At 61.6% G+C, this 21,029-nt stretch carries 17 protein-coding genes; 7 read left to right on the top strand and 10 right to left on the bottom strand.

The window, feature by feature from the left end; all coding sequences use genetic code 11:
* Positions 1 to 49 precede the first annotated feature (49 nt).
* From C5P05_RS27625 to C5P05_RS27605, 5 genes are all read right to left on the bottom strand, one after another.
* Positions 50 to 2,278 (bottom strand): PhoX family protein, encoded by a 2,229-nt coding sequence (locus C5P05_RS27625; RefSeq protein WP_114973080.1) that lies wholly within the window; start codon positions 2,276 to 2,278, stop codon positions 50 to 52.
* A gap of 97 nt (positions 2,279 to 2,375) precedes the next feature.
* Positions 2,376 to 2,984 carry a hypothetical protein gene (locus tag C5P05_RS27620; protein ID WP_114973079.1) on the bottom strand — a complete coding sequence of 203 codons (609 nt, stop codon included), beginning with the start codon at positions 2,982 to 2,984 and terminating at the stop codon, positions 2,376 to 2,378.
* A 130-nt stretch (positions 2,985 to 3,114) separates the two neighbouring features.
* The gene (locus C5P05_RS27615) at positions 3,115 to 3,894 is read right to left on the bottom strand and encodes a BPSS1780 family membrane protein (RefSeq protein ID WP_114973078.1); all 780 of its coding nucleotides are present in this window, start codon (positions 3,892 to 3,894) and stop codon (positions 3,115 to 3,117) included.
* Positions 3,891 to 4,856, bottom strand: coding sequence for a homoserine kinase (locus tag C5P05_RS27610; protein WP_114973077.1), 966 nt, complete (start codon positions 4,854 to 4,856; stop codon positions 3,891 to 3,893). Before C5P05_RS27610 ends, C5P05_RS27615 begins: the two co-directional genes overlap by 4 nt.
* Before the next feature lie 3 nt (positions 4,857 to 4,859).
* A complete protein-coding gene (locus C5P05_RS27605) occupies positions 4,860 to 5,156 on the bottom strand; it encodes a hypothetical protein (protein ID WP_157979469.1) in 297 nt (98 codons plus the stop codon).
* 74 nt (positions 5,157 to 5,230) lie between these two features.
* On the opposite strand from C5P05_RS27605, the gene polA reads away from it, so the two are divergent.
* Positions 5,231 to 8,062, top strand: coding sequence for a DNA polymerase I (polA, locus tag C5P05_RS27600; protein ID WP_114973075.1), 2,832 nt, complete (start codon positions 5,231 to 5,233; stop codon positions 8,060 to 8,062).
* Between the two features lie 65 nt (positions 8,063 to 8,127).
* A complete protein-coding gene (locus C5P05_RS27595; protein WP_114973074.1) occupies positions 8,128 to 9,024 on the top strand; it encodes a dienelactone hydrolase family protein in 897 nt (298 codons plus the stop codon).
* A 6-nt stretch (positions 9,025 to 9,030) separates the two neighbouring features.
* Here C5P05_RS27595 and C5P05_RS27590 read toward each other — a convergent pair whose 3' ends face one another.
* The gene (locus C5P05_RS27590) at positions 9,031 to 10,221 is read right to left on the bottom strand and encodes a GGDEF domain-containing protein (protein ID WP_114973073.1); all 1,191 of its coding nucleotides are present in this window, start codon (positions 10,219 to 10,221) and stop codon (positions 9,031 to 9,033) included.
* 238 nt (positions 10,222 to 10,459) lie between these two features.
* Here C5P05_RS27590 and C5P05_RS27585 point away from each other — a divergent pair, with 238 nt between their 5' ends.
* The gene (locus C5P05_RS27585) at positions 10,460 to 11,257 is read left to right on the top strand and encodes a ZIP family metal transporter (RefSeq protein ID WP_114973072.1); all 798 of its coding nucleotides are present in this window, start codon (positions 10,460 to 10,462) and stop codon (positions 11,255 to 11,257) included.
* A gap of 17 nt (positions 11,258 to 11,274) precedes the next feature.
* Here the strand turns inward: C5P05_RS27585 and C5P05_RS27580 are convergent, their stop codons facing one another.
* The 3 genes from C5P05_RS27580 to C5P05_RS27570 are packed head-to-tail and all read right to left on the bottom strand — an operon-like array spanning position 11,275 to position 14,259.
* The gene (locus tag C5P05_RS27580; RefSeq protein WP_114973071.1) at positions 11,275 to 12,168 is read right to left on the bottom strand and encodes a sulfurtransferase; all 894 of its coding nucleotides are present in this window, start codon (positions 12,166 to 12,168) and stop codon (positions 11,275 to 11,277) included.
* A gap of 46 nt (positions 12,169 to 12,214) precedes the next feature.
* Positions 12,215 to 13,102: a DMT family transporter gene (locus C5P05_RS27575; RefSeq protein WP_114973070.1), complete on the bottom strand. Its 888-nt coding sequence runs from the start codon at positions 13,100 to 13,102 to the stop codon at positions 12,215 to 12,217.
* Between the two features lie 5 nt (positions 13,103 to 13,107).
* Complete coding sequence (locus C5P05_RS27570; RefSeq protein ID WP_114973206.1) at positions 13,108 to 14,259, bottom strand: aromatic ring-hydroxylating oxygenase subunit alpha; 1,152 nt, start codon at positions 14,257 to 14,259, stop codon at positions 13,108 to 13,110.
* Between the two features lie 272 nt (positions 14,260 to 14,531).
* On the opposite strand from C5P05_RS27570, the gene xseB reads away from it, so the two are divergent.
* From xseB to C5P05_RS27550, 4 genes are all read left to right on the top strand, one after another.
* Positions 14,532 to 14,768 (top strand): exodeoxyribonuclease VII small subunit, encoded by a 237-nt coding sequence (gene xseB / locus C5P05_RS27565; protein ID WP_114973069.1) that lies wholly within the window; start codon positions 14,532 to 14,534, stop codon positions 14,766 to 14,768.
* A complete protein-coding gene (locus tag C5P05_RS27560; protein ID WP_114973068.1) occupies positions 14,765 to 15,760 on the top strand; it encodes a polyprenyl synthetase family protein in 996 nt (331 codons plus the stop codon). The genes xseB and C5P05_RS27560 overlap by 4 nt, the downstream gene beginning before the upstream one ends.
* A 102-nt stretch (positions 15,761 to 15,862) precedes the next feature.
* The gene (gene dxs, locus C5P05_RS27555) at positions 15,863 to 17,761 is read left to right on the top strand and encodes a 1-deoxy-D-xylulose-5-phosphate synthase (protein ID WP_114973067.1); all 1,899 of its coding nucleotides are present in this window, start codon (positions 15,863 to 15,865) and stop codon (positions 17,759 to 17,761) included.
* A gap of 191 nt (positions 17,762 to 17,952) precedes the next feature.
* Complete coding sequence (locus C5P05_RS27550) at positions 17,953 to 19,032, top strand: TRAP transporter substrate-binding protein (RefSeq protein WP_114973066.1); 1,080 nt, start codon at positions 17,953 to 17,955, stop codon at positions 19,030 to 19,032.
* A 231-nt stretch (positions 19,033 to 19,263) separates the two neighbouring features.
* Here C5P05_RS27550 and C5P05_RS27545 read toward each other — a convergent pair whose 3' ends face one another.
* Entirely contained in the window at positions 19,264 to 21,018 is a 1,755-nt protein-coding gene (locus C5P05_RS27545) for a TRAP transporter large permease (RefSeq protein WP_114973065.1), read from the bottom strand.
* Positions 21,019 to 21,029 lie beyond the last annotated feature (11 nt).

Here is a 21,029-nt window from a genome sequence, read left to right as displayed (position 1 = left end):
GTGTTGCCACCGGGCGGTTTGCCAACAGGGCTTGCCGCCCCGGGATAGGTCAGCTACCGATGCGGCCGCCGTCTGCCTTGGTGATCACGATTGTGGCCGAGCGGGGGCGTTTGCCGGCGCCATAACCCGCATTGGCGGGCCATTGGCTGGTGTACTTGGCAGGGTCCGCCAGGTTGGCTTGTTGGGTGGTTTCACCGGGGTGCTGGATGTTGATGAACAGGGCGCGGCCATCCGGGGTTTCACAGGCGCCGGTGATTTCACAGCCCGACGGGCCGACCAGGAAGCGCTTGAGAGTCTCGGACGTCGGGGCCTTGCCGACCTGGGTGTTCACCGCCAGATTGCCGTTGGCTGCGGCGTAGTTCAGGGTGACTTGTTGGCCATCGCCGACCTGACCGGGCAGCGCCGCGAGCATCATGCAGTTGGTCTGATCGGTGTAAGCCCCATCGTCGGTCTGGATCCAGCAAATGCCGGTGTGGGGGCTGAACCACAGGCCATCCGGGCTGGACAGGTCCTGGTCGTTGGTCAGGTTGGACAGATTGATCTGCCTGGCGTCCGCACCGGCCTCGGCCCCGAACAAATACACGTCCCAGGTCAGGCTGGTGGCCGCCGCGCCGCCGCTGCCTTCCTTGAGGCGCAGGATGTGGCCGTTCGGGTTGCCGTTTTGCGCCTTGCCGTTCTTCATGTCGGTGTAGGCGCGCGGGTTGGCGCTGTCAGGCAGCAATTGCGACGATCCGCTCGGGTTGGCGCTGCGGTTGCTGTTGTTGGTCAGCGAGTAATAGACCTCGCCGTTTTTTGGATTCACCGAGCACCACTCGGGGCGGTCCATCTTGGTGGCGCCCACGGCGTCCGCGGCCAGGCGGGTGTTGATGCAGATGTCAGCCTGGTCGGCAAAGGCGTAGCCCTTGAAGCTCTTGATGGCGGGGTTGTCCATCGAGAGTTCGATCCACTCGCCGGTGCCATTGCTGTTGAACTTGGCGACATACATGCGGCCGCTGTCCAGGTATTTGTCGCCTGCCGCCATGCGGTGGCTGGGGTTGGCGTCGGCCGCATCCCATTTGGCGTTGGAGACGTATTTGTAGATGTATTCGTTGCGCGAATCGTCACCCATGTACACGGCCAGCGGCTGGCCGGCCATGGCGCGGCTGAAGACAGCGCTCTCGTGGGCGTAGCGGCCCAGCGCGCTGCGTTTTTTGGCCAGTTTGGTCTTGTCGTAGGCGTCCACTTCCACGACGTAGCCCTGGCCGTTCATTTCATTGCGGTAGTCGTCCCGGCCGTCTTTCGAAGTGCCTGTGACGCTGTTGTTCCAGCGCTCGTATTGATCGGCTACGCCAGCCGTTTCCCAACCATGGCGTGAGGGGGCGCCTTGCGGGCGGCCATAGCGTTTGAGTGCCGTGACCGATTTGTCGTTGTCACGGATCGCGTCATCGAGACTGCTGCGGTTGAAGTAGCCGGCCCAGTTTTCTTCACCGGTCAGGAAACTGCCCCAGGGCGTGATGCCGGTGCCGCAGTTGTTGATGGTGCCGCGGGTTTTGGTGCCGGTGGGCGAATATTTTGTGATCAGCTGCGCATGGCCACGGGCCGGACCGGCGATCTCGATGTCGCTCAGCGGTGTCAGACGGCGGTTGAAGGCAGAGTCCTTGACGTACGCCCACTGGGTGCCGGTCTTGCGGATCTCCACCACCGAGATGCCGTGGAGGGCGACTTCCTTGTCCACTTCGGCGGCCGGGCGCGGCAGACTGGTCTTGCCGCCGTTGGCGTGGATGAAGAAGCTGGATAGTTTTTCGTCGGTGGTCGCTTCGTGGTTCACGGCCAGCAGGCCGCGCTCGACCGAGCTGCGGGAGGGCTGGCCGTCGGCGCTCAGGCCAAACCACTCCATGCCGTCATGGTGGTCACCGGCGCGCTTGTCGAAATCGGCGTCGGTGCCATCGTTCTTGAACGCGGATGCGCCCGGCAGAATCGGGTCGCCCAGCGCGTAAATGATGTCTACCTTGTAGCCGGGGGGCACGCTCACCGCGTCGGCCAGGCTCTTGGGCACGGCGCTGAAGCCCAGCATTTTTTCGCCCGAGCCGGCCATGGCTCCCGTCATCGCGCCATCCGTGGCACAGCCGGTGAGCGCCGCACCGCCCAACATCGCCGTGGCTGCCGCGCTGGCGCCACTGCGCAGTATGTTGCGGCGGCTCAGGCGGGTGCTGAGCACAGAGTCAAAATGAAGGTTGTCGGACGTGTTGGAATCTTCGTTGTTGAAGATGTCTGAGGGCCGTTCAATGCTGCGCGTCATATATCCAGTTTCCTGATGGGGTTGAAACCCTGAAGCATGAAACAAGACTGTGACATCCGTATGACGGAATGATGGCGGCGGCATGCCGCCAAAAATTTCAACCCAGCGTGCGTGGACGCAATTTTGATATGGCGACGGCCTGCCGGCGGTGCAGGTAGCCGGTCAGCTCAAAGGCATTCATGCTGCGCGCCGCTTCGTGGTCGAGCTGCAGGCATACCGATGACACCTTCTCATCAGGCGCTTGATGAGATTGAAGGCTCAGCTTGCCGTTCACTGTCACCAACCCGCTGACGTGCGGTACGGCCCAGTCCTGTTGCTGGGGGTCGAGCTTGACCTCCACGGTGGCAGGGGGCAAAACGTCGGCCGCGTCCTGGGCATGCTCGCCCAGCAGCACCGGGCGGGGCGCCAGCAGGAAGCGGCCAGGCGTCGGCTTGTTCTGCTGCACCATGTAGCCCACCAGCCGTACGGCTTGCCCGTCGGCTTGGCGCAGGGTGTCGCTGATCTCCAGCTTGGAGTCCCCGGCAGGTGTTGCAAAGAAATTACGGAAACGCAGTTCGCTGAAAGTTCGTGCCGCAGAGGGTGTCGTGACCTGCGGCTGGGCTGTGCCCATCCAGAAGGCGGCGGTGGTCGCCAGCAGCAGGCGAATCGGTGTGGTGAAGGCGCTTTGCCGGCTGGCGTCCAGGGGCAAGGGGGATTTGATGTTCATGGTGTGCAAGCGGCGTGAGCCAGGGCGGTGAGAATCACAGCCGATAGCGTACGAGGCGCCTGTGACGCTGTCATGACGGTCAAGCCCCGCGCCCTGCCTGGCGCGTGCTGCAACCGGTTTAACGTGAAAGCTAGGGCGTCAGGTCTGGCGGGGGTTCAAAACTGTCGCGAAAGGTGAAGTAAAGCGACGTGAAAAACATGGAGGCGATCAGCAGCAGGACCGGAAACAACAGGTCGCCCGCCAGGCCCGGGCTGCCCAACAGGGCCGCTAGCGTGGTGACGCTGACGACAACCAGCACCAGTACCGCCAGCCACATCAGTCCGAAAACGGCAAACGCCCAGAAGTTGCGAATACAGGCCACGAGACTGAAGAACAGGCTCTTGATCGGCGGCAGGTCATGCCAGTGCACCAGTGCCGGCGCATGCCAGAACATCAGGGAGAGTGGCAGGTGCAGGCCGATGAAAACCCACATCGCGGCCTGAAAGTTGGACTCCAGCATCAGCTCACGGGTGGGCATCTCGCCGCCCAGATAAACCCGGGCGAAGGCGCCGCCATCCACCAGGTAGGACACCCCCATGGCGATGAGAAAACCCAGTGCATACAGGGCGCCCAGCAGCAGCATGGCGCGTGTCTTTTGCTTGTTCGCCCGAAACGCGGCCAGCAAGACGATGGGCATGGGGAAGCGGCCCTGCGTGGCGTCATGGGTGGCCGACATCAACCCCAGCGTGGCGGCGGGCAGCAGCGTCATGGCCAGCACGAAACCAATGACCGGCACCAGGCTGGCGATGCTCATCACGGCCATGAACATGAAAAAAAGACCGGCGAGTGCCAGCGGCTGTTTGAAAAACGTCCGCACCCCCAGCTTGACCCAGACGATGCCGGTGCGGGCGGGAACAATGTTTAATTTCATGGTTTGGTCGCGCGCTCGCGCAGCACCCGTTCGAAATGACCTGGGTCATGGGCCTTGAGCATGCTGGCTTCGCGTGGCAGGTGGTAATCCCACAGGCGTGAAATCCAGAAGCGCAGGGCGCCGGCGCGCAGCATGGCGGGCAGCAGCTCGCGCTCGGCAGCGGTGATTGCGCGCACGGCGCTGTAGGCGGCCATGAAACTGTCGGCGCGCTCGGCGTGGTGGGCGCCCGTCTCAAGATTGACGCACCAGTCGTTCAGGGTCACGGCAATGTCAAAAAGCCAGGTGTCTACACCGGCAAAGTAGAAGTCGAAGAAGCCGGTCAGATGGGGCGCGCCATTCACCGTGTCAAACATCACGTTGTCGCGGAACAGGTCGGCGTGAATTGGGCCGCGCGGCAAGGCCGCATAGGCGGAGGAGGCGGCAATATGGTTCTGGTAGGCCAGTTCGCTTTTGATCAAAGCGGCTTGCGAGGCGTCCAGATGCGGCAACACCACCGGTACGGTTTCGTTCCACCAGGCCAGGCCGCGCAAATTCGGCTGCGACAGCGGGAAGTCGGCGCCCGCCAGATGCATTTTGGCCAGCGTGGCGCCGACGGCTGCACAGTGCGCAGGCGTGGGCGCGAGTTCGCTGTGGCCCGGCAGCCGGTTCACGACGGCCGCCGGTTTGCCCTTGAGCTCGAACACCAGCTCGCCTTTGGCGTTGGCGGTCGGATTGGGCACCGGGATGCCGTGCTCGGCCAGGTGCTTCATCAAGCCCAGGTAGAACGGCAGTTGCGTGAAGGTCAGCCGCTCGAACAGGGTGAGTACGTAGTCGCGGGTTTCTTCGTCGACCTCGGTGGTCACGAAGTAGTTGGTGTTCTCAATGCCGCCGACGCAGCCCTTCAAGGATTGGAGCTCGCCCAGTTTGAGTTGTCGCAGCAGGGCCCGTGCCTCTTTGGGAGAGACTTCTGTGTAAACCGCCATGAATTAAAAACCCAGAATTTTCCAGCTGCGCTCGCCGCTGGCGGGCTGAACCTGGTACGCGGGCATGCCGCCTTTGGGTTGCACGTCTATGGATTTGGTTTCGCCGCCCACACGCAGTTCATCAATGCGCGAGCCCTTGTCTTCAAGGTGAATGCGTTCGGTGCGTTTCTCCACTGGGTCACGCTGGGCGGAAACAGACGATTTGGGGGGCGGGGACGCGGCTTGCGCCGGCGCTGGCGCCTGTGCCCAGCAAAAGCTGGTGCAAGACAGGGCAAGGGTAAGAAAGAGGGCTGAGCGCATGGCGTGATTGTAAGTAGAAGCACTGGCGCCGCGCCTGTCGCTGGCAAAATGGGCGTATGAATGACCCCCAAACAATGAAAAAAACCCTGCTTCTGGTGGACGGCTCCAGCTACCTGTACCGCGCTTTTCATGCCATGCCTGATTTGCGCGCCGTGCCCGGCGACCCAAGCAGCCCGCCCACGGGTGCCATTCGCGGCATGATCAATATGCTGCAAAGCCTGCGCAAGGAGGTGCCTGCCGATTTTGCGGCCTGTGTGTTTGACGCCAAAGGCCCTACCTTCCGCGACGACCTGTACCCCGAGTACAAGGCGCACCGCTCGCCCATGCCGGATGACTTGCGCGCCCAGATCGAGCCGATTCACGAGGTGGTGCGCCTGATGGGCTGGAAGGTGCTGGACGTGCCCGGTGTCGAGGCCGACGATGTCATTGGCACGCTCGCCGTGATGGCCGCCAAGCAGGGCATTGAAGTGATTGTGAGCAGCGGCGACAAGGATCTGGCGCAGCTGGTGGATGAGCACATCACCATCATCGACACCATGAATGGCAAGCGCCGCGATCTGGCCGGGGTCGAGGCCGAATTTGGCGTGCCGCCACATCTGATGGTGGACTTTCAGACCCTGGTCGGCGATGTCATCGACAACGTGCCCGGTGTGCCCAAGGTCGGCCCCAAGACCGCTGCCAAGTGGCTGCAGCAATACGGCTCGCTGGATGCCGTGGTGGCGAATGCCGATGCCATCAAGGGTGTCGTCGGCGAGAACCTGAAAAAGTCGCTGGACTGGCTGCCGATGGGGCGCCAGCTGCTGACCATCAAGACCGACTGCGATCTGAATGGCTGGGTGCCGGAGTTGCCGGCTATGGATTCAATAGCTACTGGCGCAATGGATACGGGGGCGCTGGCCATTTTTTATGATAAATATGGGTTCAAGGGCCTGGCCCGCGCGATGGAGGCTGCCAATGCCCGAAGTGGCGCCGATTCTGGAAATGGCGCCACTGCTTCAGGGCTTGGCGCTGAACCCCCTGCCGTGCGGAAATCACCGCGTGAACCCGGTCTGTTCGACGAGCTTGACTTGTTCAGCGGTACCGACGCCGCCACCCGCGTCAGCACGCTGGCCTACGACACCCTCCTGACCTGGGACGACTTTGAGCGTTGGCTCGCCATGGTGATGGCCGCCGAGCTGGTGGCGGTGGACACCGAAACCACCTCGCTGGACGAAATGCGGGCCGAGATTGTGGGCATTTCTTTCAGCGTCAAGCCGGGCGAGGCGGCCTACATTCCGCTGGCGCATACCTACCCCGATGCGCCGGCGCAACTGCCGCGCGAGGAGGTGCTGGCGCGGCTCAAGCCCTGGTTGGAGAACCCGGCGCACAAGAAGCTGGGCCAGCACATCAAGTACGACCGCCATGTGTTTGCCAACCACGGCATCGAGGTGCAGGGCTACGCGCACGACACCATGCTGCAAAGCTATGTGCTCGAAGTGCACCGGCCGCACGGTCTGGCCAGCCTGGCGGAGCGCCATCTGGGGCGCAGCGGCATCAGTTTTGAGGATTTGTGCGGCAAGGGTGTGAATCAGCTCTGCTTTGACCAGGTCGATATCGCCAAGGCGGCGGAGTACTCCTGCGAAGACTCGGACATGACGCTGGACGTGCACCGGGTGTTGTGGCCACAGCTGCAGGCGGATGAGAAATTGCGCTTCATCTACGAGCTGGAAATCGCCAGCAGCGAGGCGCTGTACCGCATCGAGCGCAACGGCGTGCTGATCGACGCGCCCACCCTGGCGGCGCAAAGCCAAGAGCTTGGCTCACGCATCCTGCAGCTTGAAAAGGAAGCGCACGAGCTGGCCGGTCAGGTTTTTAACCTGAGCAGTCCGAAGCAGATTGGCGAGATCTTTTTCACCAAGCTCGGCTTGCCGGTGGTCAAGAAAACCCCGACCGGCACGCCCAGCACCGACGATGAGGTGCTGCAAAAACTGGCCGAAGACTACCCGCTGCCGGCCAAGATCCTGGAGCATCGGGGCTTGGCCAAGCTCAAGGGCACCTACACCGACAAACTGGCCCAGCTGGCGCACCCACGCACTGGCCGCGTGCACACGCATTACGCGCAAGCCGTGGCCGTGACCGGGCGCCTGTCCAGCAACGATCCCAACCTGCAAAACATACCGATCCGCACGCTGGAGGGGCGCCGGGTACGCGAGGCTTTTGTGGCGCCGCCGGGCTGCGTGATTGCCAGTGCCGACTACAGCCAGATCGAGCTGCGCATCATGGCGCACATCAGCGGCGACGCGGCGCTCTTGCTCGCCTTCCATGACAACATGGACGTGCACCGGGCCACCGCCGCTGAAATCTTCGGCGTCTCCACCGACCAGGTCACCAGCGAGCAGCGCCGCTACGCCAAGGTGATCAATTTCGGCTTGATCTACGGCATGAGCGCCTACGGCCTGGCGCGTGCCTTGAGCATCGACAACACGGCGGCCAAAAACTACATCGAGCGCTACTTTGACCGCTACCCCGGCGTGAAGCTCTACATGACACACACCCGCGACAGTGCCAAAGCCCGGGGCTATGTGGAAACCGTGTTCGGTCGCCGCCTCTACTTACCCGAAATCAACTCCCCCAATGGCCCGCGCCGCAGCGGCGCCGAGCGCGCTGCCATCAACGCGCCCATGCAGGGCACCGCGGCCGACCTGATCAAGCTCAGCATGGTGAAGGTGCAGCAGGTGCTGGACGATGAAAAACGGGGCACCAAGATGATCATGCAGGTGCATGACGAACTGGTGTTTGAAGTGCCGCAAGACGAGGTCGAGTGGCTCAAGCACGAGATCCCGCGGCTGATGGCCGGCGTGGCGCATCTCAAGGTGCCTTTGCTGGCCGAGGTGGGCGTGGGGCCGAACTGGGACAAAGCGCATTAGGCGGGCTGGCGGCGTGGCCTAGACTAGGCCGGTTTGCTTCAACCCACCTTCCAAAGGAAACTTTCATGTTGAACAGCGGCCAGAAATCCGAGTTTGATTCCCTGCTCCCCGGGCAAAGCACCGAACACGGCGCGACCCGCCGCACCGCGCTGAAAGCCGCACTCGGCGTGGGATATGCCGCAACGGCGATGCCCATCATGGCGCAAACCGCCATCAAGACCGCCTCAGAAGGCCTGAAAACCGGTGAGATCACCTTTGAAGTCAACGGCTTCAAGGTGCCGGCTTACTACGCCGCGCCAGCCGGTAAAACCAGCTTGCCGGTGGTGCTGGTCGTGCAAGAAATATTTGGTGTGCACGAGTACATCGCCGACACCTGCCGCCGCTTTGCCAAAGCCGGTTACCTGGCCATTGCGCCCGAGCTGTACGCCCGCCAGGGCGACCCAGCTGCCTACGCTGAAATGGCCAAACTGATGGCCGAGGTGGTGGCCAAGGTGCCCGACGCCCAAGTTATGGCCGACCTGGATGGGGCGGTCAAATGGGCGGGGGCCCATGGCGGCGACTTGAGCAAAGTGGCGATCACCGGCTTTTGCTGGGGCGGACGCATCACCTGGTTGTACGCGGCTCAAGGCCCCGTCAAGGCGGCGGTGGCCTGGTATGGCCGACTGGTGGGTGCGAACGTCGAACTCACACCGAAGAACCCGATTGATCTGGCCGGTGTGATGCGCGCCCCCGTCCTTGGGCTGTACGGCGGAAGCGACGGCGGCATTCCGCTGGACACGCTGGACAAGATGAAAACAGCATTGGCTGCCGGTACCACGGCTTCCAAAGCGGCGCAGTTTGTGGTGTACCCCGACACTCCGCATGCCTTTCACGCCGACTATCGGCCCAGCTTCCGCCAGGGCCCCGCAGAAGACGGCTGGACGCGCTGCCTGGCATGGTTTAAGGCGAATGGGGTGGCCTGACCCTGCTCAGGCCAGGGGGCTGGGCCGGGTTCGGGGCGTGTCTTTGTCGATGTCCCAGTCGGCCTGGTCGGCCAATTCGTAGCGCGCCCGCCCGCCCGACTTGGCGCGGTACATGGCGGTGTCCGCTGCGTTGACCATGATGGTGGGGTCCAGCGTGGCGTCTGGCAGCAGGCACGCCACGCCAATGCTGAATGTGACCTGGGCGGAGGTCTCCGAGGCGATATGTGGAACGGCCTCTTGTCGCATCAGATCCAGGCATTTCTGGGCGGTTTCGCAAGCATGCGCCATGTCGGCGCCGGGCAGCAACATGACGAATTCCTCGCCGCCATAGCGCGCAGCCATTTCGCCGGCTCGGCGCACGCAATTGTCCAGAACCGCAGCCACCCGTCGCAGGCATTCGTCGCCCGCCACATGGCCATAGTTGTCGTTGTACTGCTTGAAGTGATCGATATCGACCATCAAAAGGCTCAAGGGCGTGATGCTGCGGGCGGCGCGCTGCCATTCGGTGGCCAGGGCTTCATCAAAGCGCCGGCGGTTGGCCAGACCGGTCAATTCGTCCATGCTCGACTGTTGGGCCAGGCGCTGGTTGCTGGCCTCCAGCATTTTGCCTTTGCGCACCAGTTCCGTGACGTCAACCCAGGAGGCCACAAGGTATCCCTCTGGTGTTCGGGTTTCGTAGGTGTTGACCCACTGATTGCCGGCCAGCTCCTTCAGTTGCGGCTCCGTATGCGTTCCACGCGATGCAAGACGCTGGGCCAGCCATTCTTTTTCGCGTCCGACGGCCGCCGGGATCAGATGGCGTTTCAACTTCGCGTGTACCAAGGCTTCAAAGGTTTTTCCGATGTCGGCCGGCGTATGGAAATCAACACGCATCTGGTTGATTTTTTTGTTGTAAAGCATCAGCCGGTCCTGCGCGTCCCAGATCTCCAGGCCCACATCCAGCGTATCCAGGCTGGAGGCCAGCAACTGGCGCGCCTGGCGCGCGGTACGCCGGGCAACCGAGGTTTGCCGCCACAGCAAGACGGATGCGGCCAGCGCACAGAGCGCGCCGGTCAGTCCGAGCAAGACCGGTCCCTGTCGCGAGCCACCGTCCGGCGTCTGGGAGGCCCACCACCAAGCCAACGTTTCCGATACGAGCGCCACCAGAGCCAGCAAAACCAGCCATGGGGACTTGTCAGAGTTGCGTGAGGATCTCATCGATGACACATGGAAAATGAATTATCCGGTCAGTCCAGATTCTCGCATCATGCTATTTGTCAAGGGAATAAGTTCAAGTTCGCCTTCATGGGTCAAACTAGCGCCGTTCCCAGGCTATCGATGCCGCCTTGACACACCGTTGCCACGATAAACGGCAAGTCCATGCCCGACTTCGCTGAAAGCCCTGATTCTGGTGACAAAATAGCCTCTGGCCCTTATTAAGAAAGCGTTACTAGCTATGATATTAATAGCAATTGTGTTGGGAACCCTGGCGGCCGGTATCGGCAGCGTATGGCTGGCAGCGCTGTTGAGCTTTGGCGTGCTGTCACGATACACCCAACATATGCTCAGCCTGGCCGCAGGCGCCTTGCTGGCCACGGCTTTCATGCATTTGCTGCCCGAGGCGTTCGAGAGCCAGGCCAGTGCGCATGATCTGTTCATGACCCTGCTGGTGGGCCTGGTCTTCTTTTTCTTGCTCGATAAAGCCGAACTGTGGCACCACGGGCATGAGCATCACCACGAATTGCCGCCTGAGCATGCACACGCGCATGCCGGGCCGCCGCACAGTCACGACCATGGTCCCAAGGCCGGCACCTGGGCGGTGCTGACGGGCGACAGCGTGCATTGTTTTGGTGATGGGGTGCTGATCGCCTCGGCTTTTGTGGCGGACATGCGCTTGGGCGTGATCGCGTCGCTGGCGGTGCTGGCGCACGAGGTGCCGCACCACATGGGTGACCTGATGGTGTTGCGCACGGTCTCCGGCACCCGGCGGGCAGCGCTGATCAAAGTGTCGCTGGCGGGGGCCGTCACCGCCCTGGGTGGGCTGGTGGGCTACTGGCTGGTGGAGCAGTTGCAGGACTATCTGCCCTACTTTTTGGTCGTGGCCAGCAGCAGTTTTGTCTATGTGGCCCTGGCGGATTTGATCCCCCAATTGCAGAAACGTCTGTCAGCGCGGGAGACCGCCGCACAGATCGCCTGGCTGCTGGTCGGTATTGGACTGGTGACGTGGGTGAGCGGTCTGGCGCACGGGCGCTGAGTCAGCGCCGATCCGATTCAGCCTTGGGCTGCGGGCCGCTTCGGGTCGCTGCACCATTCGCTCCAGCTGCCGGCATACAGGGCGGAGCGGCCCAGGCCGGCCACTTCCATGGCGATGAGGTTGGGCACGGCGCTGACGCCACTGCCGCAGTGGTGCACCACCGTGGCCGGGTCGCGTCCGGCGAGCAGGGCTTCAAACTCAGCCCGCAATACCGGCGCTGGCTTGAATTTGCCTTCGGCATCCAGATTCAGGTTGAACGGACGATTCAGCGCTCCGGGGATATGCCCTGCCACCGGGTCCAAAGGCTCTACCTCGCCCCGAAAACGCGGTGCGCCACGGGCGTCGATGAGGTTGAGCGTGGGGCGTCCCAACTGGTTTGCTATTGTTTCAGTAGCTATCAGCGCAGTTTTGGCGGGGGCTAGCGTGTAATTTGATGCTGAAATTCCCGTGTTGTGCTGAGAATCCGCGCTCACCGGCGAACCGTCCGGGCTGCTTTGTGTTTCGCCACCATTCGCCTGCCAGGCCTGCAATCCCCCATCAAGCACCGCCACGGCTTCATGGCCGGCCCATTTGAGCATCCACCACAGGCGCCCGCAATAGTTGGCGCCTTGCCGGTCGTACACCACGGCCTGCATGGCGTTGCTAAAGCCAACGCTGCCAAGCCAGGCGGCAAAGGTCTCGCGTGAGGGCAGGGGGTGACGGCCGCCGGAGGCGGCGTCAGGTGCAGACTTGGCCGCGCTCAGATGGCGGTCCAGGTCGGCACGCACCGCGCCGGGAATGTGCGCCTGCTGGTATTGCTGGTCGCCTGCGCCGGGCTGCATTAGCTCGAAACTGCAGTCGAACACCATGCAGGGCTGGCCGCCTTTCAGCAGGGTTTGAAGTTGCTGGGCGGAGATCAGGGTCGTGTACATGAGGCAGGTTTCCTTCCAGTGTGGCCGGTTTAAATGATGTAGCGGGTCAGTGCTCTTCCGCCGGGGTATTGGGGAGGGTGCGCATGCGCAGCACGGTGGCGGCCAGGCCGCTGGCCACGATCAGCGCCATGCCGGCCCAGCCGATCAGGGGGATCTGGTCGCCGAACAGTACCAGGCTGTAGAAAGCCGCCATCACAATGCCGGAATACTGCAAATTGGCCACCAGCAGGGTCGAGCCCCGGCTGTAGGCGCGCGTCATGCACCACTGGCCCAGGGACGCCAGCACGCCAATCGGCACCAGCCAGGTGGCGGCCTGCCAGCTCACCGCCGACCAGGGCGTCAGGCCGGTGAACAGGATGCCAATCAGACCGGCAACGGCGGAGCCGACCGAAAAATAAAACACGGTGCGCCCCTCGGGCTCGCCCATTTTGCCCAAGGCCGTGACTTGCATGTAAGCCAGCGCGGCGCCCATGCCCGAGAGCAGGCCAATCAGTCCGGCGAACAGCTGATTCTGGTCCAGCGTGGGCCGCAGCATCATCACCACGCCGGCAAAACCGGCCAGCACCGTGGCCATCAGCGGGCCTTGGCGCTCGGCGTGGCCGTACAGCACGGCACCGCCCACAATGAAGGCAGCAATCCAGACACCACTCATGTAGTTCAGCGTCATGGCGGTGGCCAGCGGCAAATGGGCTATGGCATAGAACCACGAGCCCAGAGACAGCACGCCGATCAGGCTGCGCCAGGCATGCATCATGGGCACTGGCGTGCCCAGTGGTGTGCCGCGTGCGCGCATGACCATGCCCATGAAAATGATGCTCACGACGCCGCGGTAAAACACCAGCTCGAAGGTGTTGAAACTGCCGGCTGCTATCTTGATGCCCACCGCCATGGTGGCAAAGAAGAACGAGGCCAAGACCATCCATAGTGCTTGCATGCAGGTTAGCGCTGGAGCTGGCGGCGATACCAGTCGTGAAAGTGCTGCATGCCGTCTTCCATCGGGCTCTGATACGGCCCGACTTCGTTGTCGCCGCGCAGCAGCAGCGCCCGGCGACCGGCATCCATGCGCTCGCCGATCTCGTCGTCCTCGATGCAGGTTTCCATGTAGGCGGCTTGCTGGGCTTCGACAAACTCACGCTCGAAGGCCTGGATTTCTTCCGGGTAATAGAACTCGACCATGTTCATGGTCTTGTTCACGCCCATGGGGTGCAGCGTGGAGACGGTCAGCACATGCGGGTACCACTCCACCATGATGTGCGGGTAATAGGTGAGCCAGATGGCGCCTTGTTTGGTGGGTTCGCCCTTGCGGTAGGCGCTCAAAGCATCATGCCAGCGCTGGTACACCGGGCTGCCGGCCGGGCCGGGTTTGGCGCTGCCCACGGTTTGCACCGAGTAGTTTTCCTTGAACTCCCAGCGCAAATCATCACAGGTGACGGTGCTGCCCAGGCCGGGGTGGAACGGGCCAACGTGGTAGTCCTCCAGATAGACCTCGATGAAGGTCTTCCAGTTGTAGTTGCACTCGTGCATCTCCACCTTGTCGAGCACGAAGCCGGTGAAGTCCAGATCGGCGCGCGGGCCCATGTCGGCCAGGTCGGCGCGGATGTCGCGCCCATTGTCTTCAAACAGCAGGCCGTTCCACTCTTGTAGCTTGTAATTGTTCAGGTCCAGGCAGGGGTCGTGCGCAAAATGGGGGGCGCCCAGGAGCGCGCCCGCCGGCTGCGACCCGCCGCCGCTGTAGGTCCAGCGGTGCAGCGGGCACACGATGTTGCCGGCGGCGGTACCTGGCGCGGTGGTGTTGACTGAGCCGCGACCCTGCAGCATCAGCGCCTGGCGGTGGCGGCAAACGTTGGAGATGAGTTCAATGCCAGTAGGCGTGTGCACCAAGGCACGCCCCTGGGCCTCTTGGGCCAAGGTGGCATAGTCGCCCACATTGGGCACACTGAGCGCATGCCCCACGTAGCGGGGACCGCGTTGAAAAATATTTTGCAGTTCGCGTTGGTAACGCGCTTCGTCAAAATAGCTTGAAACTGGTAGTTGAGTGACGCCATTTTGTGAATTGCTTGAAACCCCCACGGCTTCTGGGTATTCAGACATTTCATTCAGCGTTTGAGACATGTTTTTGCACATTTTTTGCACAACTCGGTCCTTATAGGATGCAAAAAACCCCTCATAGAGGGGCTTGAAGGGCAGTTACCTCGAGAGCTGCCGGGCCACAATTGTAAGGCTACCTGCCGGGTCCGCCATGAAGATGGAGAGATGCCGCCATTTGAGGCCGTGTGAGCAAATGTATTCCCGCCCCATTTACCACCCCCAACACCTCAGCGCCTAAAATCATGTTTTTTTAGCCCCACGGAATTTCCCGCCCTATGGCCACTGCCCCCAAACCTGTTTTAGCTGCCCCGGTCAGTTATGAAGCCGCTCTGGAAGAGCTTGAGCAGCTGGTCGCCCGGCTGGAGTCGGGCGATTTGCCCCTGGAGCAACTGCTGAGCGGGTATCAGCGCGGGGCCGAATTGCTCAAATTTTGTCGTGACCGGCTGGAAGCTGTCGAAGGTCAGATCAAGGTGCTGGATCAGGGGGCGCTCAAAACGTGGACACCCGAGTGACAACCGAAGTCGCCTTTGATTTGGGGGCCTGGAGCGCCGCGCATCTTGATGGGGTGGAGCATGCCCTTGAGCGCTGGGTCACCGCCGATGCACCCGCCGGCGTAGACCATGGCGCACCTGCCGAACTCGTGGAAGCCATGCGTTACGCGGTACTGGACGGTGGCAAGCGCCTGCGCCCGCTGCTGGTGCTGGCGGCTTGGGAGGCCGTGAACGCAGAGACACCGATGGGCGAGCTTCAGGATGCCGCGCTCCGCGCTGCCCCCGACGAAGCGGCCCTGCGCGCTGCTCCCAACGAAGCGGCGCTGCGCGCCGCGTGCGCCGTTGAACTGATTCACGCCTATTCACTGGTGCATGACGACATGCCGTGCATGGACAACGATGTGCTGCGCCGCGGCAAGCCGACGGTGCATGTGAAATTTGGCGAGGCCAGTGCCCTGCTCGCGGGTGACGCTTTGCAGGCACTGGCGTTTGAGCTGTTGACGCCTGACGATGAAAAAATGCCGACCCAGCGGCAGGCCCGGCTTTGCCGTCTGCTGGCTCGGGCCGCCGGCAGTGCCGGCATGGCCGGTGGCCAGGCGATTGACCTGGCCAGCGTGGGCTCGACCCTGACCGAGAGCCAGTTGCGTGACATGCATCGCCTCAAAACCGGCGCCCTGTTGCAGGCTAGCGTGATGATGGGGGCCGCTTGCGGCGATGCGTCCACCGCGGCGCAGGCGGCACTCAATGTTTATGGCGCGGCTATTGGCCTGGCATTCCAGGTGGTGGACGATATTCTGGATGTGACCGCGGACTCTGCCACACTGGGCAAGACGGCGGGCAAGGATGCCGATCAGGACAAGCCCACTTATGTCTCACTGCTGGGGCTGGAACGCTCCGCCGCGCATGCCCAGGAGTTACTGGGGCAGGCGCTGGCGGCCCTGGCGCAGAGTGGTTTGCGCAATACCCAGGCGCTGCAAGGCTTGGCCAATATGGTGGTAAACCGTTCGTGCTAAAAAGTACCTCCGAAGCCAAACTGGCCCGGCAATCAAAATATTAGGGAAATAGCCCTTCAGCCCTTGTTAAATAAGCGCTGATAGCTATAAAAAACATAGCATATGTCGAAAAAGTTGTATCCGTTGCTGCAAAGCATCAATGACCCCGAACATTTGCGGCTGCTGCCTCGCGAGCGCCTGAATGCGCTGGCTGCCGAGTTGCGCGCTTATGTGATCGATAGCGTCTCCAAAACCGGGGGCCACCTGAGCTCCAACCTCGGCACGGTGGAGCTCACCGTCGCCTTGCACTACGTCTTCAACACCCCGCATGACCGGGTGGTGTGGGATGTGGGCCACCAGACCTACCCGCACAAAATCCTGACCGGGCGACGCGAACGCATGGACTCCCTGCGCCAGATGGGGGGCTTGAGCGGTTTCCCGCAACGTTTCGAGAGCGACTATGACGCCTTTGGCACAGCGCATTCCAGCACCTCGATTTCCGCCGCCCTGGGCATGGCGCTGGCGGCCAAAATCAAGGGTGAAGAACGCCACGCCATTGCGGTGATCGGCGACGGTGCGTTGACCGCCGGCATGGCTTTTGAGGCGCTCAATAACGCCGGTGTCGCCGACTGCAATCTGCTGGTCATCCTGAACGACAACGACATGAGCATCAGCCCGCCGGTGGGCGCGCTCAATCGCTACCTGGCCAAGCTCATGAGCGGGCAGTTTTATGCGGCCGCCAAGCATGCCGGCAAGACGGTGCTGAAAGGCGCGCCGCCCCTGTTCGAGTTGGCCAAGCGCATCGAAGAAACGGCCAAAGGCATGGTGGTACCCGCTACCTTGTTCGAGAAGTTCGGTTTCAACTACATCGGCCCCATCGACGGGCACGACCTGGACTCGCTGATCCCCACGCTGGAAAACATCAAGCACCTCAAGGGTCCGCAGTTTCTGCATGTGGTGACCAAAAAAGGTCAGGGCTACAAGCTGGCTGAAGCCGACCCGGTGGCCTACCACGGCCCCGGCAAGTTTGATCCGGCCATCGGTCTGCAAAAACCCAGCACGCCGCCCAAGCAGACCTTCACTCAGGTGTTTGGTCAGTGGCTATGCGACATGGCAGCGCATGACCCGCGTTTGGTGGGCATCACTCCCGCCATGCGCGAGGGCTCGGGCATGGTGGAGTTTGAAAAACGTTTTCCTGACCGCTATTTCGATGTTGGCATTGCCGAGCAGCACGCCGTGACTTTTGCCGCAGGATTGGCCTGCGAGGGCCTGAAACCGGTGGTGGCGATTTACTCCACTTTCCTGCAGCGTGCCTACGACCAGTTGATTCACGACGTTGCCATTCAAAACCTGCCCGTCGTATTTGCGCTGGACCGGGCCGGGCTGGTGGGTGCCGATGGTGCCACCCATGCCGGTGCCTACGACATTCCCTTTTTGCGCTGCATTCCCAATGTCAGCGTGGCCTGTCCGGCTGATGAGAACGAGTGCCGTCAATTGCTCTCAAGCGCTTTTGAGCAGGACCATCCGGTGGCGGTGCGGTACCCGCGTGGCGCCGGTGCAGGCGTGCCGATGCAGGCTGGTTTGGGCGCCTTGCCTTTTGGCAAGGGAGAAGTGAGGCGTGCGGGCAAAGGCGTTGCCATTCTGGCTTTCGGCACGCTTTTATACCCAGTGCTGGAAGCTGCCCAGGCGCTCAATGCCACCGTGGTCAATATGCGCTGGGTCAAGCCGCTGGATGTGGCGCTGCTATTGAGCGTGGCCGCCGATCACGAGGGCCTGGTCACCGTGGAGGAGGGCGCCATCATGGGGGGTGCTGGCAGCGCCGTCAGCGAAGCGCTGCAGGCGGCCGGGGTGCTGAAACCACTGCTGCAACTGGGTCTGCGCGATGAATTCATCGAACACGGCGATCCGAGCAAATTGCTGGCCTTGCAGGGGCTCGATGCGGGCGGCATCGAGGTCTCGATTCGCGGTCGCTTCGAGGCCTTGCTGCAGGGCCATAGGCCCGCGCTCAAAGCCGTGGCCTGAAATAATTTCACATGGCTTGTGAGTTGATTTGAAATTGGTTGCTGGTGACAGCCTGCCGTCAGCTCCGCGAGGGAAAACCCCCATCAAACGGTCGATGCGGCTTCTTACAATCCAGAACGACTCTCATCGGTCTTCGTCGTGCTTACCCGCATGGCGAGCTATCTAATCAACAACTCATCAGGAGTGAATTCATGGATCGTCGTTCCGTAATTAAAAACGCTGGCATTGCCGGCGTGCTGGCTGCTGGCGCTGCGCCTGCGGTGCATGCCCAAGCGGCTATTCGTTGGCGCCTGGCTTCCAGCTTCCCAAAGTCCCTTGACACCATTTTTGGTGGCGCTGAGACTTTTGCCAAGAAAGTTGGCGAAATGAGTGGCGGCAAGTTCACCATTTCCACGCATGCTGCCGGTGAACTGATGCCGGCTTTCGGCGTGGTCGACGGTGTGCAAAACGGGACGGTTGAGTGCTGCCACACGGCGCCCTACTACTTCTTCGGCAAGGACGAAACCTTCGCCCTGGGTTGTGCGATTCCTTTTGGCTTGAACAGCCGCCAGATGACGGCGTGGATGTATGAAGGCAATGGTGGCAAGCTGATGCGCGACTTCTACAAGGGTTACAACATCGTCAACTTCCCGGCCGGCAACACCGGTGCCCAGATGGGTGGTTGGTATCGCAAGGAAATCAAATCGGCCAAAGATATCAATGGCCTGAAGATGCGCATCGGCGGCTTTGCTGGCAAAGTGTTCGAGCGCATGGGCGGTGTGCCACAAAATATTCCGGGCGGTGAGATCTATCAGTCGCTGGAAAAAGGCACGATCGATGCGGCCGAGTGGGTGGGTCCGTATGACGACCAGAAGCTGGGCTTCAACAAGGTGGCGCCGTTTTACTACTATCCCGGCTGGTGGGAGGGCGGTCCCCAGCTTGACGTGTTCATCAACAACAAGGCGTATGACGCTCTGTCGGCCGAAAACAAGGCAATTGTGGAATCTGCGGCTGCCTTCGCACACGTGGAAATGCAGGCCAAGTACGATGCCAGGAACCCTACGGCACTCAAACAGCTGGTAGGCAACAAGACCAAGGTTCTGCCTTTCCCGAAAGACGTGCTGGACCTGGCTTTCAAGGAGTCCATGGCCCTGTATGCTGAAATCGGCGCCAAGAACCCGAACTGGAAAAAGGTGTACGACGATATGGCTTCTTTCCGTCGAGATCAGAATCTGTGGTTCCGTTTTACAGAAGCACGATTTGACAGCTTCATGCAGGCGCAAAAGCTGTAATCAGTTTCTTTGCCAGCACTCAACAAGGCCCCGCTCAGCGGGGCTTTTTTTCGCCTGTGTGATTCGTTGAATATTTGCCGTCGATGAGTGGCAGGAACTACCCCCTGTTCACGCCGATGCAGCCGGCGCCGCCCAGACTTTGCACCGGGAGGACAAGTAAAAAAGCCCCGGGGAATTCCCCGAGGCTTTTTTGAACTGCCGCAATCATGACTGACTGCGGCGAGCAAGAATTTACTTCTTCTCCATGGACTCCTGCATGGCCTTCATGGGGTCTGCATCGCTTTGACTTTCATCGACAGCGGGCGGCATGTCGCCGCCAGCGCCCGAAGCGGGCATGGTGGGCACCTCTGCCTGCACCTCAAGTACCACCTTGTCCAGATCGATGACCTCTTTCTTGTCCAGGCCGCTCGACACGATGCCGGGGAAGGCAATGATCAGGCCGACCATGATGACCTGGATGATCACGTAAGGCACGGCGCCCCAGTAAATCTGCATGGTGGTCACAGGCTGGATCACCTTCTTGGTGAGCTTGTCGGTGTATTCCCGGCTTGGCGCCACGCTGCGCAGGAAGAACAGGGCGAAGCCAAACGGCGGATGCATGAAGGAAGTCTGCATGTTCACGCCCAGCAACACTCCGAACCAGATCAGGTCAATGCCCATCTTCTCGGCCACCGGCGCCAGCAAGGGCACCACGATGAACGCGAGTTCAAAGAAGTCCAGGAAGAACGCCAGGAAGAAAATCAGCAGATTGACCACAATCAGGAAGCCGACCTGGCCGCCCGGCACCGTGCTCAACAGGTGTTCGACCCATTTGCCGCCGTCAACGCCCTGGAAGACCAGACTGAAGACAGTCGAGCCCACCAGAATGAACACAACAAAGCTGGACAGCTTGGCGGTGGACGTCAGTGCCTGCTTGAGGAGCGGCATGTTCAAGCGTCCACGACTCATGGCCATGATCATGGCACCCATGGCCCCCATCGCGCCGCCCTCGGTCGGCGTAGCCACACCCAGGAAGATCGTGCCCAGCACCAGAAAGATCAGCAGCAGCGGCGGAATCAGCACAAACGTCACGCGCTCTGCCATGCGTGACAGCAGGCCCAGGCGGGTAACCTTGTTGATCAGCGCGATGGCAAACGCCAGCATCACGCCGGCGCACAGCGTCACCACGATGGTTTCATCGGTGGCCACAGTCAGTACTTGTTCACCCTTGAACCAGCTGGTGACCTGGGCGTAGTGTTCGCCGAAGTAAACCGCAATGGCCGTGGTGAGAACCGTCAATACTCCGAGGGAGCGCAGGCCACTGGTGCCGTTGTCTTCCCGAATCGTGCGGGCTTCGGCCGGCAAGGCCGGCACCCAGGTTGGGCGGATGTAGGTCAGCAGAATGATGTAGGCAAGGTACAGGCCAGTCAAGGCAAAGCCGGGGATGAACGCGCCTTTGTACATTTCGCCGACGCTGCGACCCAACTGGTCGGCCAGAATAATCAGCACCAGCGAGGGCGGAATAATCTGCGCCAAGGTGCCGGAGGCGGCAATCACGCCCGAGGCAACGCGGCGGTCATAGCCATAACGCAACATGATGGGCAAGGAGATCAGGCCCATCGAAATCACGGACGCCGCCACCACGCCGGTGGTTGCCGCCAGCAGGGCCCCCACCAGAATCACGGCAATGGCCAGGCCACCGCGCAAGGGGCCAAACAACTGGCCAATGGTGTCGAGCAAATCCTCGGCCATGCCGCTTCGCTCCAGGATCAATCCCATCAGCGTGAAGAACGGAATGGCCAGCAGCGTGTCGTTTTGCATGATGCCGAAGAGGCGCAGCGGCAGGGCCTGCAGCAGCGACTCGGGCAAGAGGCCCAATTCAATGCCGACGAAGCCAAAGAACAAGCCGCAGGCACCCAGGCTGAATGCCACCGGAAAACCCATCAGCAGGAAGACAATGAGTCCCCCGAACATGATGGGTGCAAGGTTGTTGGTTAGAAATTCCATGTGTGTCTCCG

The organism is Rhodoferax ferrireducens, from assembly GCF_003347515.1.
Taxonomy (GTDB): Bacteria; Pseudomonadota; Gammaproteobacteria; order Burkholderiales; family Burkholderiaceae_C; genus Rhodoferax.
The sequence above is the reverse complement of the archived record's forward strand: the minus strand, read 5'-3'. Positions and strand labels throughout refer to the sequence as shown.

Excerpts from the sequence above, each read along its gene's own strand:
- dxs (WP_114973067.1), top strand. The coding sequence starts at position 15,863 with ATGTCGAAAAAGTTGTATCCGTTGCTGCAAAGCATCAATGACCCCGAA.
- C5P05_RS27625 (WP_114973080.1), bottom strand. The coding sequence starts at position 2,278 with ATGACGCGCAGCATTGAACGGCCCTCAGACATCTTCAACAACGAAGAT.
- C5P05_RS27590 (WP_114973073.1), bottom strand. The coding sequence starts at position 10,221 with ATGAGATCCTCACGCAACTCTGACAAGTCCCCATGGCTGGTTTTGCTG.
- C5P05_RS27575 (WP_114973070.1), bottom strand. The coding sequence starts at position 13,102 with ATGCAAGCACTATGGATGGTCTTGGCCTCGTTCTTCTTTGCCACCATG.
- xseB (WP_114973069.1), top strand. The coding sequence starts at position 14,532 with ATGGCCACTGCCCCCAAACCTGTTTTAGCTGCCCCGGTCAGTTATGAA.
- polA (WP_114973075.1), top strand. The coding sequence starts at position 5,231 with ATGAAAAAAACCCTGCTTCTGGTGGACGGCTCCAGCTACCTGTACCGC.
- C5P05_RS27605 (WP_157979469.1), bottom strand. The coding sequence starts at position 5,156 with ATGCGCTCAGCCCTCTTTCTTACCCTTGCCCTGTCTTGCACCAGCTTT.
- C5P05_RS27615 (WP_114973078.1), bottom strand. The coding sequence starts at position 3,894 with ATGAAATTAAACATTGTTCCCGCCCGCACCGGCATCGTCTGGGTCAAG.
- C5P05_RS27585 (WP_114973072.1), top strand. The coding sequence starts at position 10,460 with ATGATATTAATAGCAATTGTGTTGGGAACCCTGGCGGCCGGTATCGGC.
- C5P05_RS27570 (WP_114973206.1), bottom strand. The coding sequence starts at position 14,259 with ATGTCTGAATACCCAGAAGCCGTGGGGGTTTCAAGCAATTCACAAAAT.
- C5P05_RS27550 (WP_114973066.1), top strand. The coding sequence starts at position 17,953 with ATGGATCGTCGTTCCGTAATTAAAAACGCTGGCATTGCCGGCGTGCTG.
- C5P05_RS27595 (WP_114973074.1), top strand. The coding sequence starts at position 8,128 with ATGTTGAACAGCGGCCAGAAATCCGAGTTTGATTCCCTGCTCCCCGGG.
- C5P05_RS27545 (WP_114973065.1), bottom strand. The coding sequence starts at position 21,018 with ATGGAATTTCTAACCAACAACCTTGCACCCATCATGTTCGGGGGACTC.
- C5P05_RS27610 (WP_114973077.1), bottom strand. The coding sequence starts at position 4,856 with ATGGCGGTTTACACAGAAGTCTCTCCCAAAGAGGCACGGGCCCTGCTG.
- C5P05_RS27620 (WP_114973079.1), bottom strand. The coding sequence starts at position 2,984 with ATGAACATCAAATCCCCCTTGCCCCTGGACGCCAGCCGGCAAAGCGCC.
- C5P05_RS27580 (WP_114973071.1), bottom strand. The coding sequence starts at position 12,168 with ATGTACACGACCCTGATCTCCGCCCAGCAACTTCAAACCCTGCTGAAA.